1 rRNA gene is annotated in these 262 nt (G+C 56.9%); it reads left to right on the top strand.

What is annotated here, in order from left to right:
• Window positions 1-262: ribosomal RNA gene (locus tag EFBL_RS20080) — 23S ribosomal RNA — on the top strand; the annotation flags it as partial.

Here is a 262-nt window from a genome sequence, read left to right as displayed (position 1 = left end):
ACATCTAAGTACCCTGAGGAACAGAAAACAACAGTGATTCCGTCAGTAGCGGCGAGCGAACGCGGAGAAGCCCAAACCGGTTGTGCATGCACAATCGGGGTTGCGGGGCGTCTCATAGGGAGTTACAAATTCTCGTTGTAGGAGAAGCGACTTGGAACGGTCCACCGTAGAGGGTGAGAGTCCCGTATCCGAAACGGCGAGAACTCCGAGACCCACCCCAAGTACCGCGGGACACGAGGAATCCCGTGGGAATCCGGCAGGA

The organism is Effusibacillus lacus (assembly GCF_002335525.1).
GTDB classification, from domain to species: domain Bacteria; phylum Bacillota; class Bacilli; order Tumebacillales; family Effusibacillaceae; genus Effusibacillus; species Effusibacillus lacus.
This window is presented reverse-complemented; position numbering and strand designations above follow the sequence as displayed.